The organism is Micromonospora sp. PRAS1 (assembly GCF_059553435.1).
In genome coordinates, this window is the sequence record NZ_JCANNB010000008.1 from 1 (window position 1) to 17292 (window position 17292).

The following is a 17292-nucleotide window of genomic DNA, read 5'->3' on the forward strand; positions in this document are numbered from 1 at the left end:
CGCGTCCGGCCCGGGAATCATCGGACCCATCATCGTGCTGGAGAGGGCGACCGGGATGTGGTCGCGTTGCCAGAGCACCACGATCGGTGCCCACATCGACAGGTCGGTGACCAGCACGTCCGGCTGCCAGCGCAGCAGCAGCGACTCCAGGTCGGCCACCTGGTCGGGGATCGACTCCACCAACCAGTGCCGGAACGCCTGGTACGCCACCCGGCGCGATGCGCGGCGGGTGGCGTGCCGACGTTCCATCTCCTGTACGACCTGCCAGTGATCCGCCGCGAGCCGATCGAAGGGAAAGACCGGGAAGCCGGCCGTCTCGATCGTGGACCGGGCGGTCTCGCCTGTGTAGAAGGCCACCTCGTGGCCCCGTTCGCGCAGCGCCACGGCGATGCTCAGCTGGGGGAACACGTGCCCCTCGAACGGCCAGCAGGTGACCAGGAACCGGGCCATCACACACCTCCGCGTGCGCCGGCCCGGGGCTCGACGGCAGGTGGCGGCGTGCCGTCGGCCCGCGCCCGTTGCAGTCGCCGCAGGAACGGGCCGAAGTAGACGCGTTCGAAGAGCGGCTCCGGCAGGAACCGGCGCATCCGGATCACCACGGACGCCGGCCTGCCGACGACGTACCGCATCCGCGGGTGCTCGGTGGTGATCGCGCGGTGCACGGCCTTCGCCACGTCGACCGGGCGGGTCCGGCTTCGACCGACGATCCGGTCCGCCAGCTCCTCGGCGGCGAGAAACATCTCCCGGTACGGGCTGCGCGGATCCAGCGCACCGGGCGAGGTCGCCCGGTTGGTGGTCCACCGGGTCGTTTTGATCATTCCCGGTTCGATGAGCACCGACCGGATCCCGAACGGGGCCAGCTCCAGGGCGAGCGCCTCGCCGAGGCCCTCCTGCGCGAACTTGGTGGCGCAGTACGCACCGACGCCGAAGGACGAGATCCGTCCGCCCACCGACGAGATGGTCACCACCCGGCCCCGGCCCGCGGCACGCAGGTGCGGCAGCACCGCCCGGGTCACGGCAAGCGTGCCGAGCACGTTCGTCTCGAACAGGTGCCGGATCTCGGCGTCCGACAGGTCCTCCAGGCAGCCGCGCAGCCCGATGCCACCGTTGTTGACCAGGGCGTAGATCTCGCCCGCCTCGTCGAGCACCGTGCCGACGGCCCGGTCGATGCTGGCCGGATCGGTCAGGTCCAGCCGCAGCACGCGCAGCGCGACGTTCCGTTCGGCCGCCGCCCGCAGGACGTCGGCCCGGGTGGCGTCGTCGCGTACCGTCGCGTACACCGGCAGTCCCTGCTCCGCCAGGTAGAGCGCCGTTTCCAGGCCCAGTCCAGCGGACGCGCCGGTCACCAGGACCGGGCCCGTCCTGCGCTGCCGAGATCGTCTGCTCACGGCTCAGCCCTGCCTGGTAGCGGTCGACGGTTCGGCGCGACCGAGGGCGCCGAGGATGTGTCGGGCCACCTCGTCCGGCTGCTCAAGCGGCCCGAAATGTCCCCAATCGGTGCGCGGTAGCAGCACCGGATGCACGTCCGGCAGCCGTTCGCGCAGATAGTCGAAGGTCCCCAGCAGGGCAGAGCCCTCGCAGTAGACGAGGGTGACGCTGGAGCGGATCTCCGGGATCGCCTCCGCCGGCAGCCCGCCGACCTGCGCGACCTCGGTCGCCATGCTTGTGTCGTCGAGCAGTCGCAGGAACGGCGCGGGGTTGCGTGGCAGGCCCTGCAACGGTCCCCACCGTTTCGGCACCTTGAGGCTCAGCCGCAGCAGGTAACCCAGGTCGGTACGGCGCTCCGGCGGGACGGGATGACCGGAGCGTTCCAGTACGGCCGCCCAGTCCGACCAGCCCTGCCAGTCGGCACCGGCCCGCAGGTACATCATGGCCGGCAGGACGGCCTCGATGGCGACCACGGCGCGTACCCGCTCGGGATGGTGGTGGGCGAAGTAGAGCGCGATGTCCGCCCCGAAGCTGTGCCCGACGACGTACGGCCGCTCGATGTTCAGCGCGTCCAGCAGGTCGAGCAGGTCGGTGGCCATCTGGTCGAGGCTGTAACCGGAGGGCGGCATGTCGCTGTAGCCGTGGCCGCGCAGGTCGTAGGTGAGCAGCCGGAAGCGGTCGACAAGCAGGGACGCGATGCGCAGGTGCCAGACCGCGAGGTTGCCGGTGAGGCCATGCACCATGACCACGTCGGGCCCCTCGCCTATCCGCTGGTAGTGCAGCCTGATTCCGCTCGGAAGGGATACCTTCGGCATGTCAGCCCTCCGTCAGTCCAGATATCCGAGCGCCCGTAGGCGCGAGACGATCACGAGTTCCGATTCGCTGTCGTACGCCGACTCGGTCGCCGTCGACTCAGTTGCCGCCGGCTGAGCCGGGGGCGGAACGAGCGGCGGCGGGGCGGCGGGCGGTACGGGTTGCTCGGTGGCCGCGCCCGGCACCAGCACCGCCGCCGGCAGCCGACCGTCCAGGTCGTCGGGGACCGGCACGCCCAGGCTGCGCAGCACGAGGGGGGCGACGTCCACGATCGACAGCTCCGGCACGGACAGCCCCGAGCGGATCGACGGACCGCAGGCGATGAAGATGCCCTCCCACCGGTGGTTGCCCTTCGGCTGCGGATGCGGCCGGACCACCGTGTCGGACCGCAGGATCGAGATCGCGGCACCGCCGTACAGCTCGATGGAGACGTCCGGTGCGAGATCCTGGAACGGCCCGGCGAACGCCTCCTCGGCGGTCCAGACGCGTGCGACCAGCGGCTCGCCGGTCTCCGGATGCCGGGCGGCGCGCAGATCGGCGATCAGGTCCGCCCGGATCTGCCGGCGCCGCTGCTGCGGCAGTGGCCGGTCGGTGCCGGGTTCCCGGGCGACGACGTGAATGCCCTGGCTGCTCGGGGTCGCGGCGTAGGCGAGCGTCCGGTTCCAGTCGAGCAGTTGGACGTGCCGGGTCATGTCGTGGAAGCCGACGCGCGGGGCGGCGCCGTCCGGGTGGGCGTCGCGGTCGGCCCAGCCGAGGTAGCCGGCCTTCGCGAGCCAGGCGTTCAGGTAGAACATCTCGGTGGTCGGACCGAAGCCGTGGTCCGAGGCGAGCACGACCGTGGCTTCCGGTCCGGCCAGGTCCAGCAGGGCGGCGAGGTGACCGTCCAACTCCCGGAAGTACCGCAGGCAGCGCGCCGCGATGTCCGCCTCCCAACCGGCCTGCGGGGTGGCCTGCGCGGCCGGGTCGAGAAACCGCCAACAGAGGTGCTGGAGCTTGTCGACGCCGTCGAAGACCACACCCACCAGGTCGGCCGGCTCGCGGGTGAGCAGGTGCCGGGCCACCTCGAACCACCGCTGCTCGCGCCGGACATGCAGGTCCACCCAGTCGGCGTACTCGTCGTCGGGGCAACCCTCCACCGTCTTCGCCTCCAGCGCCATGTCCAGCGCCAGCTCCCGAGGGTTGAAGCTGGGCAGCTCGCGGAGCCGGTCGAAGAGGTCCGGCGGGTGACAGCCGAGGCGCAACTGCCGCCACGGCATCCAGCCGCCCGGCACCACGTAGCCGTGCACCGCCGGTGGCGGGAACATCACCGGGAAGTTCAGCGCCACCACCTTCCTGCCGTACGCGCTGGCCAGCGACCAGATCGTGGGCGTGGCGATGTCCTGGGCGGTGGTGAGCCGGAAGTACTCGCTCTGCGCCGACTCCTTGCGGAAGAAGTCGAAGACGCCATGGCGGCCCGGACGTTGCCCGGTCACCAGCGACGTCCAGCCGGGTGGGGTCAGCGGCGGCATCACGCTACGCAGCGGGGCGCGGACCCCGCGCTGAGCCAGGTCCCGCAGGGTGGGCATGACCCCGGCGCGCATCAGCGGGTCCAGCACGGTGAAGGTGGCCCCGTCCAGGCCGATCAGCAGCGTCTGCACCATCAGAGCGCACCCCCCGGCGCCGGCACCGGCTGGTTCGCGCTGAGGAAGTCCACCAGTTCCAGGACGGTGACGTCCCGGCTCTCGACCGGACGCTGGCCCAGCTCGGCGAGGAACTCGGCGAACGGCAGGGGCCCGTGCCGGTGCTGGAGCGCGGTGCCGAGTACGACCAGATCCAGCGACTCCAGGCCCAGGTCGGCGAGGAACCGGGTGTCGGGGGTGATCGGGTCGTCGTACTCCCAGTCGCCCGCCAGCTCCGTCACTAGGGCGATGACGTCGGCGAGGATGCGCGGGTCAGCGGACATCGGAATCCCTTTCGGCGTGGTGCACGACAACGGGTGACCCGGGGACGGTTTCCGGCAGCGTGGCCACCGCCACCGCGCCCTCCGGGACGTGGGTGATCGACACGGCCGGCACCGCCGGTACGTCCCGCTGCCAGCCACCCCGCACCAGCGGGCGGCCCTCGGGATCCGTCACCACCTCGATGTCGGCCGGTAGCAGCCGGATGCCGTACCGGTCGGCCAGCAGCTGGGCGGCGGCCTCCTTGGCCGCCGTCCGGCCGGCGAGCCAATCGCTGCGTCGACCCGCCGGCAGGTGCAGCGCCGCGAAGCGGCGGCGTTCCGCGGGGCCGAGTACCCGCGTCGCCCAGACCCGGAGCCAGAAGTCCCGATCGTCACCGGGCGCGGCCGACACCCGCCGGCAGGTCGCGGTGCCGGCGAGCCCGGGCTGCGGCCACGGGTGGGACAGGCCGGCCCGGTCCGGTGGCAGCAGCAGGGGACGCAGCTCGGCCGGCAGCTCGAAGCGGCGGTCCGTCCAGCCGGTCAGGCGCAGCCACACCTCGCCCCGGGTGGTGCTCACGTCGATGTCGGAGCGGACCACCCGGTCGCCGATCAGCTCGGTGCGGGCGGTGCAGCGCAGCTGCGTCCCGACCGGCGGGCGCGGCCCGAACACGTCCACCCCGGCGACCTGGTACGGAAAGACCACCGCGGCGGAGTCCAGCTGCTCCGCGGCCCAGAAGCCGATGACCTGACCGGCGGCGTCCAGCACCACCGGATCGAGCAGGAACGGATGCTCCGGCGCGTCGGGCAGCAGCCGGTCAAGGGGAAGCACCCGCAGCCGGCCGACCGAGCCGCGCCGGGCGGTCAGCTCCATCGCCGCAACGCCCTGCCAGCAGGGACCGTGGAACATGCCGTCGGTGTAGAGCTGCTCGGTCCGCCACCGGGATCCGGTGGCCTCCGGCGGCGGGCCCAGCGCCGGCGGCGGCGTCGGATGGCGTACGCCGAGCAGCACCGTGCCCTCGACGGCGGGGAGGCTGTCGGGGCCGCTCCCGCCGAGGGCGCGCAGTCGTACCTCGACCCGCTCGCGGCCCTGCTCCGGTGCCAGCCGTCGCGCGCTCACCTCAAGCGTCTGCGGCCGGTCGTCCCAGGCCAGCCAGGAGCGGGCGCGCACGTCGCGCAGGCCGACCAGGGTCCGGCCGGGCACCAGGCGGGCGGCCGCCTCGGCGAGGATCTCCAGGCTCATCGTCAGCGGCATGGCGGCCAACCCGCGCAGGCCGGGATCGAGCGCGGAGACTGCGCCGCCCAGGGCATGATCGCGCAGGTACTCGTCGCGTGCCGGGTCCACCGCGCGCCGCGCGACGAGTTCCCGACCGGCCGACCAGCGCACCGGCCTGCCGAGCAGCCGCCACTCCGGGCCGGTGCCGGCCGGCACCGGGCTGCCCAGATAGGTCCGCACCACCTGCTCGCTCACCGACAGGAACCGCCGCATGGTGGCCAGATGTTCGGCCAGCACGGCATCGGCCCGCCCGCCCGGCGGCACCGGTCCCTTCGCCGCCGGCGTGCCCGGCGGCGCCGGCGTGAGACCCGCCGGTTCGGTAACCGGCGTGAAGCTCGCCGGTTCGGGCCGGGGCGCCGGTGCTGCCGCTGCCGGGGCGGCGGGCTCGGGTGCGGCGGTCGTCCCCGGTGTCGCCGGGCCAGCGGGTACGTCGGCGAGCGCGGCGAGGGCGTCGTCCGGCAGCCGGAGCATCGGCCAGCCCGTCGCCAGCGGCACCACCGCGCTGGCGCGTCCCGCCAGCGGCGGTCCGGGCGCGGTGAGGTCGACCAGCCGCGCACCCCGGCGGGCGTAGAGGACCGACGGGTCCACCGCCACTCCCTCCGCGGCGAGGATGCCGACGAGGTGGTTGAGCTGGGTCGTGCCGGTGCGTCGCGGCACGTCCGCCGGCACCGCACAGAACGGGTGACCGCGCAGGATGTCCTCGACGAACGAGGTGAGGTTGCCGCGCGGTCCGACCTCGACGAAGATGCGCACCCCGTCGGCGTGCAGCCGTTGCACCGTGCGCCGGAACTCGACCGGCCGGACCCACTGCTCCACGAGCAGCCGGCGTACCTCCTCCGGGTCGGTCGGATAGGGCGCCGCCGTCGCGCCCGAGTAGAGCGGCGCGTGCGCCGCGGCGATCTCCAGGTCGGCGATGACCTCCCGCAGCCCGGCGGCGTACGGGGCGAAGCGGGGAGTGTGCACCGCCCGGTCGTACGGCAGCTCGTCGCAGAGCACCCCCGCCCTGGTGGCGAGTTCCCGGGCCCGGTCGGTGGCCGCCCGGTCGCCGACCAGCACCACCTGGTGTGGACAGTTGTCCATGGCCAGATGCAGGCCGCCCGCCTCGGCGGCGAGTCGCACCGCCCGGTCCCGGTCGGCGGCCACCGTCAGCAACACCGCGTGCGGCAGCTCGTCGCGGGCGCGTGCCTGCGCCGAGAGGGCGCGCAGCCGGGCGGCGAACCGCCCCAGCCGAGCCTCGTCGCGCACGGCGAGGACTCCGGTGGCGATCGCCGCGGAGTACTCGCCCGAACTGTGGCCCAGGCACCCGCCGTCGGGCCGCAGGCCCAGCTCGCCGGCGAGCACCAGCAGCGCCGCGTTGGCGGCGAGGACCGCGTCGACGGCGGTGTCCAGCTCGTTCAGGCGGGCGTCGGCGGCGGCCCGCTCGGCCACCGAGAACGCGGGACGCGGAAAGATGTGGTCGCTCGGCCGGTCGCCGCCCGGTTCGCCACCGTGCCGGCGGTCGACCCGGTCGAAGACCTCCCGCACCCGGGGGAAGTTGAGGCACAGGTCGGCGAGCATGCCGGCGTACTGGGCGCCCTCGCCGGGGAAGAGGAAGGCGAGGGTGCCCGTGCGGGCCAGCGGATCCGCCGCGAAGTAGGTGCCGGTGACCGTCCGGATCCGCCGGCAGTCCGGCTCGGCCAGCCGTCGGACCGCCTTCGTCAGCTTGCCGGCGAGGTCGGCAAGTGAGGTCGCGACGACGGCAAGCCGCACCGGCCGCTCGATCCGGCCCAGCCGGGTGCTCAACGAGTACGCGACGTCGGTGAGGGTGTACCCAACCGGCCCGGCCGGCGTACGGGCGAGGGTGCCGGCGAGCTGATCGGCCAGCTCGGCGAGCCCGCTCGGTGAGTCGCTCTCCAGCACACACACCTCGCTGTCCCAGGCCGGCAGCCGGACCGGATCGGCCTCGCCCGGCGCCTCCTCCAGCACGGCGTGCGCGTTGATGCCGCCGAAGCCGAAGGCGTTGACCCCGGCCCGCCGGGGATGCGGGCCGCCGTGCACCCACGGACGGGTCTCGGTGTTGAGGTAGAACGGACTGTCGTCGAGGCCGAGCTTCGGGTTGGGCTTGCGGCACAGCGTGGGCGGCAGCACCTTCTGGTGCAGCGCCAGCGCCACCTTGATCAGGCTCGCCACGCCGGCCGCCGGAATGGTGTGGCTGATCATGGACTTGACCGACCCGAGCGCGCACCAGGGCCGCCCGCCCTCCCGGTGCCCGAAGACCCGCCGCAGCGCCTGGACCTCCACCACGTCGCCGAGCGGCGTCGCGGTGCCGTGCGCCTCGATCAGGCCCACCGTCCGGGGATCGACACCGGCCTGCTCGTACGCGCGGCGCAGGGCCAACTCCTCGCCGTCGGCCCGGGGTGCCATGACGCTCACCGCGTGCCCGTCGCTCGCCACGCCCACGCCCCGGATCACGGCGTAGATCCGGTCGCCGTCGCGGACCGCGTCGGCGACCCGCTTGAGGACCAGCATGCCGATGCCCTCGCCGAGCAGCGTGCCGTCCGCGTCCTCGTCGAAGGGCAGGATCCGCTCGGTCGGTGAGAGCGCGCCGAGCCGGCAGAACACGTTCAGCGCGGGGACCGGCATCCACACCTGCGATCCGCCGGCCAGCGCCAGATCGCACTCGCCGGCCAGCAGGTCCCGCATCGCCAACTGCACCGCCACCAGGGAGGAGGCGCAGGCGGCGTCCACGGTGTAGGTGGGACCCATGAAGTCCAACTGGTTGGCGATCCGGCCCACGATGATGTTCGGGATCAGCCCCGGTACGACGTCCGGCCCGAGCGGCGGCAGGACCCGTTGCAGCTCCCGGCGCAGCAGCTGCAACCACTCGGCGGAACAGCCCGGGTGCAGTTGGCGGAGCAGCTCGACGGTCTGGCCGACGATGAGGCCACGCTGGATGGCGGTGGCGTTCCCGCCGTTGAGATAGGTGCCCTTGCCGAGCACGACCGCGGTGCGGTGCCGTACCTCCGCCGGCAGGTCGGTGCAGCCCGCGTCGGTGAGCGCGTCGCGCGCCAGCCGCAGCGCGAGCCACTGGTCCGGCTCCCCGCCCACCGCCACCGGCGGTACGCCGTACGCCAGCGGGTCGAACGACGCGAGCGACCCCAGGTAGCCGCCACGCCGGCAGTACACCTTGTCCTCGTCGGCGAAGTCGGGATCGTAGTAGATGCCGCTGTCCCAGGCCTGCGGCGGTGGGTCGGTCACGGCGTCGACCTTGCGCAGGATGTTGCTCCAGTAGGTCGCCACGTCCGGGGCTGCCGGGAAGGTGCAGGACATGCCGATGATGGCGATACCGGCCGGCCCGTCGGAGTCGACGTGCTCGGCGTCCACCTCGATCGCCCGTGGCTCGGCGCTCACCTCGGTCACCGGCGTCCTCCGGTCGTCGGGACTGTCCATCGGGCTCAGCCGACCGTCGTCGCGGCTGGTGTGTCGTGTCGGGTCTCCACGAGCCGGTGCAGCGCCCGGCTGCCGACGCCCACCATGTCGGTGATGACGGCGAGCAGTCGGCCGTCGGCGTCGCGGAAGTAGTGGTCCGCGTGGCAGAGCGGGGGCTGGCTCCCGGGCCGGATGCGCAGTTCGTGCCGGACCAGTACGCCGGCCTCCGGGTCGCCAGGCCGCGTGCCGGCCTCCGGATCTCCGGTCGGCGCCCCGGACCCCGGGGTGCCGGCCGGGGCCAGGTCGGCGTAGCGCCGCAGCTGGCCCAGTTCGGTGGGGAGCAGGGTCAGGTCCCACTGGGTCCGCGCCCAGAGGACCTGCACCTGGAGGGCGGCGTCGATCAGGATCGGGTCGAGCAGCCAGCGGGCCTCCTCCGCAGCGCGCAGGCAGCGGGCCGGCGTAGAGGGACGCAGGCTGGTCCGGGCGCCGCGCCGGTCCATGCCGTGGAACTCGGCGATGCCCTGGAAGACGGGGCCGTGGAACAGCATCGTCGCGTACGCCTCGGCGACGTCGACCGGAAACGCGGGCAACGTGCCCAGCGGCGACGGTCCGGGCTCGACCGGCGGGGGCGGCACGCCGGTGCCGAGGTCCACCGTCGCGCGGTAGTACACCTGCGTCGGCTGGGTCGCCGCCGCTACTGTCACCTCGGCGCTGAGCACACCGGCGCTCGGCAGGCTCTCCTGCCCGGCGCAGGGCCGGACGACCTCGCCGTCGGGCGGGTCGGCCGCCGCACTCAGTCCGGCGGTGACCAGCACCTCGACCGGGGTCGGCTCGGGTCCGGCGGGCAGCAGGATGCCCTGCCGCAGCCGCATGTCCCGCACGCCGACCACGCTCCGCGTCGGCCAGCCCGCCTCCGCCGCCTCCGCGATCAGTTCCAGGGCCACCGCGAAGGGCACGACCGGCCGGCCGTCGAGCCGATGGTCGGCGAGGTAGGTGTCGTGGGCCAGGTCGAAGGCGTACCGCAGGCCGGTGCCGTCGGCGGTCGCCCGGGCGAGCAGCGGCCGGGGTGGCGTACGTCGGGCGTCGGTCCCGGCGACCGGGGTCGAATCCCAGGAGGTGCCGCCGATCAGCACCTCGGTCTCGCCCTTGCGCCCGTACGTCAGCTCCTCGACGAACCGCCGGCGGCCCACCTCGGCGGCGATCAGGGCGATGCCGCGCTCGGCGAACCGCCGGCGCAGCTCCGGCGTGACCATCCCGGACTCCCACGGGCCCCAGTTGACCGCGAACACGCGGGCCGGCCAGCGGGCGTCCAACTCGGTGGCGAGCTTGTTGAGCACCTCGTTCGCGGCGGCGTAGTCGGCCTGGCCGGCGTTGCCGTACCGGGCGGCGACGGAGCTGAAGAACGCGACGAACCGGAGCGTGTCGGGGCGCAGCCGGGCGGTGAGCACCTCGGCCGGGACGAGCTTGGTGGCCAGTACCTGCCGGAGCGAGTCCAGCTGCTTGTCCCGTACCAGCCGGTCGGAGATGACGCCCGCGCCGTGGATGACGCCGTCGATGCGCCCGTGCCGGGCGTACACGTCGTCGACGAGCGCGCCGAACGCGGCCGGATCGCGCACGTCGCAGACGACGTACTCCACCCGGGCGCCCGCCGCGCGCAGCCGCCGCACGGTGGCGGCGGCCTCGCGCTGCCCGAGCAGTTTCCGGTACGCCGCCTCGACCGCCGCCGGTGGATGCGGCTCCCCGGCGTCCCGCAGCCGGCTCAGCAGGGTGCGCCGCAGCTCGCGCGGGTCGGTCAGCCCCGCCGTGGCCTGCGCCTCGGCGACGGCCGGCGAACGCCCGACCAGGACCACGGTGCCGCCCGGGGAGTCCTCGACCAGCGCCGACACCGTCTCGGCCGTGATCCCGCGCGCTCCACCGATCGCCAGCAGCACGCTGTCGGGACCGAGCGGCTCGGAGCGTTCCCGGTCGACCAGCTCGGCCGGTTCCAGGGCGACCATCGTGCGTACGCCGTCGCGGTAGCCGACCTCGACAAGTCCGTCGTCCGCCGTCAACTCGGCGAGCAACTGGCCGGCGGCCCGTTCCGCCGGCTCCGGCGCCAGGTCCACGGCCTTCACCCGGACCGTGGGCCATTCGTGGGCCAGGCTCTTGACGAAACCGAGCAGGGCGGCGTCGGCCGCGCCGCCCGCACCGGTGCCGGCCAGGCCCAGCTGGCCGCCGAGTGCGGTGGCGGTCAGTACGACGGCGCCGCCCGCCTGCGCCGCCGCCTCCAGATCGGCGGCCAGCTCGCGGACCAGCAGGAAGAGCCCGCAGGCCCGGTCCACCGCCGCAGGGTCCTGCCCGCCGGCCGGGTCGCGCGGCGCGAGCGCGACGAGGTGGATCAGCCCGGTGATGCGCTCCGCGTGCTGCCGGAGGCCATGCCGCAACCGCGTCACGGCCGCCGGGTCGGCGGGCTCGTCGACGGCGAGGTCCGTCCCGGATGTACCGGGCGCTCCGACGACCACCCGGATCACCCGCCGTCCCTCGGCCCGCAGCCGGTCGACCGTCGCGGTGCCGATCGGGCATCCGCCGTCGACCACGAGGAGCGCACCGTCGGCCAGCCCGCCCGGCGTACCCGGGTGCGGTGCCGCGACCGCCCGGGGCAGGTGCCGACCGATCCGCCGGTCGTCGGTCGGCACTGGCTCAAAAGGGCGCTGGTTCCGGTTCGTGGTCAGCTCGGGCTCGCCGGTCCCGGTCAGCTCCTCGATCGCCGCGACGATCTGCCGCAGGGTGCGGCCGGTCCGCATGCTCTCCAGGTCTGGGTCGGCACCCTGCGGCAGCGTCAGGGACTGGAGCATCAGGCCGGCGATCTCCACCCGCTTGATCGAGTCGATGCCCAGGTCGGCCTCGAGGTCGGCGTCGAGCGACAGCATCTCCTCCGGGTAGCCGGTGCGGTCGCTGACCACCTGGAGCAGCCGCCGCGTCAGTTCCTCCCGACCCAACTCCGCCCGGCCCGGTTCGTCCGGCCGTGCCCCGTCGGCTGCGGGCCGCGCGGCGGGCACGGTCACGGCCGGCACGGTCATCGCCGGTATGGTCCCGGGCGGGCTGGTCACCGCTGGGCTGGTCACGGCCGGGCTGGTCACCGCTGGGCTGGTCACGGCCGGGCTGGTCACCGCCGGGCTGGTCTCGGGCGGCCCGGTTATCGCCGGCCACTGGCGGGTGGTCGGCAGCTGGTGGGTGGCGGCGGCGGGCTCGACCTGTTCGGTCGGGTCGGGCAGGTCGACGCCCACCCCGAGGTACGCCAGCATGACGTTGCGCTGGGTCTCCAGGAACTGCTGCATCACCTGGTGGTACGAGTCCATCACCTGCTCCGCCCGGCCGGCGGCCGGCGTACCGGCCGGTTGGGCGGCGGCCGCCGACCGGGCTACCGGGCCGGCGGCCGGCGGATCGAGAAGCCGGGGTGGGACTCCGTGGTCGGTCCGTTTGCCGTTCGACGACGGCGTCACGCTCTGGGTCACCTGCTGCCCTCCGGAATCGAGCTGGTCGAGACGGTCGGCGCTGCCAGCCGCCGCTTGCCGTGGCGTCGGTGTGGACGCCGGTCGGGCCCGTCCGCCGTCCACCAGCCAACGGCCGGGACGGGCTGCGGGGCGGTCGGCGAGCGCGGCGAGGTCCAGGTCGCCCGTTGACCGCCCCGCGAACCAGGGGCGTACGTCGACGGGCGCGCCCTCCGCCGCGAGCGCCGCCAGGCAGCCGAGCATGGTGGCAAGTGCCGGTCGGCCGGGCACGTCCACCGGTACGGCCAGGTGCGGTCGGTCGCCGAGAATGCCGGCCACCAGACCGGAGAGGACGTTTCTGGGGCCCACCTCAACGAACACCCGCGCACCGGCGGCGAACATCGCCTCCACCTGCTCGACGAAGCGCACCGGGCGTACCAGGTGATCCGCGAGCAACTCGACCAGCTTCGTCGGCTCCTGCGGGTAGGCGGCGGCCGTGGTGTTGGCGTAGACGGGCATCCGGGGTGCGGCAAAGGCGGTGCCGCGCAGCAGTTCGGCGAGGCGTTTCCGGGCCGGTGCCACAAGCGGCGAGTGGAAGGCGCAGGAGACCGGCAGCGTGCGGACGGCGATCCCGGCCGCGCGGCACCGCGCCACGAACGCGTCGACGCTGGCCCGCCGACCGGAGACGACGGTCTGCGCCGGTGCGTTCAGGTTCGCCACCACCAGGTCCGATCCGTCCAGGTGGGGCCGCAGGTCCTCCGGCGTGGCCCGGGCCGCCGCCATCGCGCCGTCCACGCCTGTGGACTCCTCGCGGATGAACCGTCCCCGGGCCTCGGAGAGCCGCAGCAGGTCGTCCGCGGGCAGGCAGCCCGCCGCCGTCAGCGCGACGAACTCGCCGTAGCTGTGCCCGGCGACCAGGTCCGGCTCGGCACCGGCCTGGCGCAGTAGCGTCAGGTACGCCAACTCCAGCGCGCCAAGCGCGGCCTGGGCGACGTCCGTACGCGCCAGGGCCGCCGTCTGCGCCTGCGCCTGCTCGCCGGTGAAGGCCGGTACCGGGAAGACGGTACGGCTCAACGGCCCGTCCCAGCGCCCCGCCAACACCCGGTCGGCGTGCTCGAAGCTCTCCCGTACCGCCGGAAAGAGCAGGGCGATGTCGCGTCCCATGTCCACGTACTGCGAGCCCTGTCCGGGGAAGAGGAAGGCCGTGCGCCCGTCGGCCAGCAGCCCGCCGTCGGCGGTGAAGTGCAGGCCGTCGGCGGTGTGTACCCGGGCTGCCGGCGCGGCGAGGACGTCGCGGGCCCGGCGCAGCTTGGCGATCAGGTCGGCCGGCGAGGTGGCGACGAGCGCGAGGTTCACCGGCGAGCCCGGAACCGGGCGGTGCCGGGCGTGCGCGGCGGCCAGGTCGACGAGCCGGGGCAGTTCGGCCGGCGGCAGCGAATCGAGCCGGCCGAGCAGGGCAGCGACTGCCTCGGTCAGTTCGTCCCGGTGCTGGCCGCGCCAGACAAACAGCTCGGCGGGCCAGTGCTCCCGGACGGGCGGCGCGGGCAGGAAGTCGCCCGGATACTCCTCCAGGACCAGGTGGAAGTTGGTGCCGCCGAAGCCGAACGAACTCACCCCGGCCCGTCTCGGGGTGCCGTCGGGCGGGGCCAGCCAGGGCCGGTTCTCGCTGTTGACGTAGAGCGGGCCGGTGGTGAGCCCGGCCTTCGGGTTCGGTGCCGTCACGCCGAGGGTGGCCGGCAGCACCTTGTGGTGCAGCGCGAGCGCGGCCTTGATGAGCCCGGCCACCCCGGCGGTGGCCTTGGTGTGCCCGATCATCGACTTGACCGAACCGACGGCGCAGGACTGCGCCTCGGCGTCGGCCTCGCGCCACACCGTCGTCAGCGCCTGGGATTCCGCCAGGTCACCGGCGACCGTGCCGGTGCCGTGCGCCTCGACCAGCCCGACGCTCGCCGGTGAGCTGCCGGCCTGCGCGTACGCCCGGCGCAGCGCCTGGATCTGCCCCTCAGGTCGGGGTGCGGTGAGGCTGCGGTCCCGGCCGTCGCTCGACGAGCCGACGCCCCGGATGACGGCGTAGATCCGGTCGCCGTCGCGCTCGGCGTCGGTCAACCGCTTGAGCACCACCGCGGCGAAGCCCTCGCTGATGGCGATGCCGTCCGCCGAGGCGTCGAAGGGGCGGCAGCGACCACTCGGTGACAGTGCCTGGGTCTTGCTGAAGCAGAGGTAGGTGAAGGGGTTCTGGAGCGCGTCGACGCCACCGACGACCGCCAGGTCGCTGCGGTGGCTGGCCAACTCCAGGACGCCGAGATGGAGCGCGGCGAGCGACGAGGCGCAGGCCGCGTCGACGGTGTAGTTGCTTCCGCCCAGGTCGAGCCGGTTGGCGATGCGGCCGGCCGCGACGTTGACCAGCAGCCCCGGGAAGCTGTCCTCGGTCCACTCCGGCAGCGCGGGTCCGAGTTCGGCGGTGATCCGGGCGGCGTCGTCGCCGAAGAGCGCGGGCAGCGCCGAACGCACCAGGTATCCACCGGCGAGGTCGGCGCCGCCACCACCGGCACCGAGCACCACGGCGGTACGGTCCCGGGGGAACGGTCGTTCGAGGTAGCCGGCGTCGCCAAGCGCTGCCTGCGCCACCACGAGCCCGAGCAGCTGGAACGGCTCGATGGAGGGCAGCGAGTGCGGTGGCATGCCGAAGGCCACCGGGTCGAACGGGACCTCGTCGACGAAGCCGCCCCACCGGGAGTAGACCCGGTCCCGGGCGGCCCGGTCGGGGTCGTAGTAGCGGCGCCAGTCCCAGCGTCGGGGCGGCACCTCGGTGATCGCGTCGACCTTGTCGAGGATGTTGGCCCAGTACGAGGCCAGGTCGGCGGCGCCGGGCAGGATGCAGCTCATCCCGATCACGGCCACGTCCACCGGCGCCGGTACGGGTTCGGTGCGGGCCGGCGCGACAGGTAGCGACCCGAGCCGCTCCGTGCTGCCTTCGCAGACCTCGCGGTGCAGCTCCTCGATGGTGCCGACCTCGGTACGCAGCGCCGCGACCTGACCAATCATGTAGAGGCCCTGGTGCCACCGCTCGGCCGCGTCCACCGTGCCCAGTTCGGTGCCCGTTCCGTCGGCGGTGGGGCGCCGGTCGAGACCCTTGGTGGCGATGCGCAGCCGGCCCACGTTGAGCCGTTCCAGTTCGTCGCGTACCGCCGACGGGCTGGCGCCCTGCCGCCGCAACTGCTGCTTGCGGGCGGCGAAGTCGTCGACGTACGGCGACGGCGCGCACCGGGTGGCGTGGCCGGGGCCGGTCTCCAACAGGGTCGTGCTCCGGCAGGAGAGCGCCGCCTGCTGGAAGTCGGCGGTCACCGCACCGGAGTCGACCGCCTCCCCGGTGAACAGGTACGCCGTGCCCATAAGCGCGCCGACCCGGATGCCGCGGGCCACCAGCGGGGCCGCGATCGCCGCCGCCATCGCCCCCGACCTGCCGTCGTGGATCCCACCGGCCAGCAGGACGTGGTACTCCCCGGCGTCCGCTCCGGCCGGCAGCTCCGCCAGCAGCGTCCGGACCGCGAGTTCCCAGAGCACGAAGCTGCTCCGTGGGCCGACGTGGCCGCCGCACTCGCGGCCCTCGAAGACGAAGCGTCTAGCCCCGTCGCGCAGGTACATCGAGAGCAGCGTCGGGGAGGGCACGTGCAGGTAGGTGGCGATCCCGTGGGCCTCCAGCTCGCGGGCCTGGTCCGGTCGGCCGCCGGCGATCAGGGCGAACGGCGGTGGGTCGGCGACGATCGCCGCCAACTGCTCCGCGCGCAGTTGCGGGGGAACGAAACCCAGGATGCCCACGCCCCACGGGTGGTCGGGCAGCCGGGCTCGAGTATGCGCCAGCAGCGCCGCGACGTCCGGTCCACGCATCAGGCTCAGCGCGAGGAACGGCAGACCACCGGCCTCGGCAACCTCCGCCGCGAAGGCGGTCCGGTCGCTGACCCGGGTCATCGGCCCCTGCACCAACGGAAACCGGGTGCCGTGGGAGCGCGCCAGCGGGCTCTGCGCCCGTAGCGGGTTGTCGGCGCGTACGGTGTGGCACTGGGCCACGGCGGCGTCGCGCAGGGCACCGATGATCCCGCCCACCGTCGTGAAGCGACGGGCCAGGTCGGCGGCGAAGGCGACCTCCTGGCCGACGGCGAGGACACCGTCGTGCTCCGCCGGCCGGCCGGCACCCGCCACGACGTCGCGGAGCAGGTCCGCCGATGGGGGACCCTGGCCCAGAACGCGGAACCGCGGGCCGGCCTCCTCGCCCCGGCACACCGTCTCCGCGCCGTCGGCCGACAGTAGCCGGGCGCGCCAGGCGGGCGGCAGCGACGATTCCCGGGCCAGCAGCACCTGACCGTCGAGCACCACGCCGGCCGCGCCGGCCGCCTGGCAGGCGGCCACGGTGTGCAGGCCGATCCCGCCCTGCACCCAGAGCGGCAGCCGGAGCGTGTCCAGGCAGCGCTGCACGAGCACGAAGGAGGTTTCCTCGCCCACCCAACCGCCGGCCTCGTTGCCCTTCACGATCACGGCGTCGGCCCCGGCGTCCGCCGCCTGTTCGGCCGCCGCCAGGTCGGTCGCCACCACGAAGGCCGCCGCGCCTGCCGCGCGGACCGCCGCCACCACGGCCGGTAGCTCCGGTACGCCGGCCGGCACCACCAGCACGTCCGGCCGCTGGTCAGCCGCGCCGAGCAGCGGTTCGACAAGGGTTGCCCCGTCGTCGACCAGCACGCCCCAGCGGCCCCGCGCCCGGTCGGCCAACCGCCGCACCCCGGCCCGCGCCGCTTCGAGGTCGGCGGTGAACTGGAGGTTCAGGATCCCGATGGCCCCGGCGCGGCTGGCGGCGATGGCGAGTGCCGGGTCCGGAAGTCCGGGCGGCGAGAAGACGAGGAAGTCGAGGGCTGTTCGGTACGTCTCGGCTGGCACGCCACCACCCCATGCCTGGCAGGACAACGTGATCGCAGGTCGGCCCCAAGCAA

7 protein-coding genes are annotated in these 17292 nt (G+C 74.1%); all 7 read right to left on the minus strand.

Annotation, left to right across the window (positions count from 1 at the left end):
* Positions 1-450 (minus strand): glycosyltransferase (locus AC507J_RS09800; protein ID WP_496288775.1); only part of this gene is annotated, 450 nt, incomplete at its 3' end.
* Entirely contained in the window at positions 450-1388 is a 939-nt protein-coding gene (locus AC507J_RS09805; protein WP_496288776.1) for an SDR family oxidoreductase, read from the minus strand. The genes AC507J_RS09800 and AC507J_RS09805, both read right to left, overlap by 1 nt.
* Positions 1389-1391: 3 nt before the next feature.
* The gene (locus AC507J_RS09810) at positions 1392-2243 is read right to left on the minus strand and encodes an alpha/beta fold hydrolase (protein ID WP_496288777.1); all 852 of its coding nucleotides are present in this window, start codon (positions 2241-2243) and stop codon (positions 1392-1394) included.
* A 12-nt stretch (positions 2244-2255) separates the two neighbouring features.
* Entirely contained in the window at positions 2256-3881 is a 1626-nt protein-coding gene (locus AC507J_RS09815) for an alkaline phosphatase family protein (protein WP_496288778.1), read from the minus strand.
* Positions 3881-4183 (minus strand): phosphopantetheine-binding protein, encoded by a 303-nt coding sequence (locus AC507J_RS09820; RefSeq protein ID WP_496288779.1) that lies wholly within the window; start codon positions 4181-4183, stop codon positions 3881-3883. Before AC507J_RS09820 ends, AC507J_RS09815 begins: the two co-directional genes overlap by 1 nt.
* Positions 4173-8861 carry a beta-ketoacyl synthase N-terminal-like domain-containing protein gene (locus AC507J_RS09825; protein ID WP_496288780.1) on the minus strand — a complete coding sequence of 1563 codons (4689 nt, stop codon included), beginning with the start codon at positions 8859-8861 and terminating at the stop codon, positions 4173-4175. The genes AC507J_RS09820 and AC507J_RS09825 overlap by 11 nt, the downstream gene beginning before the upstream one ends.
* Before the next feature lie 5 nt (positions 8862-8866).
* The gene (locus AC507J_RS09830) at positions 8867-17239 is read right to left on the minus strand and encodes an SDR family NAD(P)-dependent oxidoreductase (protein ID WP_496288781.1); all 8373 of its coding nucleotides are present in this window, start codon (positions 17237-17239) and stop codon (positions 8867-8869) included.
* Positions 17240-17292: the final 53 nt, after the last annotated feature.

Coding starts and splice junctions, on each gene's coding strand:
- AC507J_RS09825 (WP_496288780.1), bottom strand. CDS start 8,861: ATGGACAGTCCCGACGACCGGAGGACGCCGGTGACCGAGGTGAGCGCC.
- AC507J_RS09810 (WP_496288777.1), bottom strand. CDS start 2,243: ATGCCGAAGGTATCCCTTCCGAGCGGAATCAGGCTGCACTACCAGCGG.
- AC507J_RS09820 (WP_496288779.1), bottom strand. CDS start 4,183: ATGTCCGCTGACCCGCGCATCCTCGCCGACGTCATCGCCCTAGTGACG.
- AC507J_RS09815 (WP_496288778.1), bottom strand. CDS start 3,881: ATGGTGCAGACGCTGCTGATCGGCCTGGACGGGGCCACCTTCACCGTG.